This is a genomic window from Paenibacillus sp. 01T422 (assembly GCF_056398785.1).
Genome location: NZ_JBFTQB010001512.1, coordinates 1 through 642 on the forward strand (window position 1 = coordinate 1; position 642 = coordinate 642).

Here is a 642-nt window from a genome sequence, read left to right on the forward strand (position 1 = left end):
ACCATATGTAGCGTCAATCAGCATGTGACGATCACGCGCCTCTTGAATGATTCTCTTGATCGGAGCCGATTCCGGACTCACAATCGAGATAATGCGGTTCGCCGATACGATGTTGCCGAACCCGATATTGATTAATTTGATAGCCATTTAGGGCTTCCTCCTCGCGAAGCTTCATGCCGCTTCACTCGATATTCTGTATTTGCTCGCGCATCTTTTCAAGCTCTGCCTTCATCGCAATAACTCTAGCCGTAGGCTCCGAGTGATTCGACTTCGATCCGATCGTATTCACTTCCCGATTCATTTCTTGAATCAAGAAGTCCAGCTTTCGTCCGACAGGCTCTTTCTCTGAAAGCAATTGATCACATTGCCCAAAATGACTCTTCAGACGAGTCAATTCCTCATCCACATTAGACCGATCTGCAAAAATCGCAATTTCTGTCGCCAGCCTCATCTCATCCACAGGTGTCTGATCCTGCAGGAGAGTCTGAATTCGATTAGTAAGCTTAGCCGCATAATCTTGCACGACCCCAGGCGCTAAAGCTTCCAGTTCCGTATGGATCCGTTTCAGTTCAGCCAGGCGCTCACGAATGTCCTGTTCCAGAAATGCTCCTTCTCGCATCCGCATATCGGATAATTTAGCAA

The 642-nt window shown here is 47.7% G+C and carries 2 protein-coding genes; both read right to left on the reverse strand.

What is annotated here, in order from left to right:
• On the reverse strand, window positions 1-147 hold a 147-nt coding region (locus AC1DUA_RS39900; RefSeq protein WP_477504914.1), incomplete at its 3' end, for an extracellular matrix/biofilm biosynthesis regulator RemA family protein.
• A gap of 34 nt (window positions 148-181) precedes the next feature.
• Window positions 182-642, reverse strand: a 461-nt coding sequence (locus AC1DUA_RS39905; protein WP_477504913.1) for a YicC family protein, incomplete at its 5' end; no start/stop codon positions are given.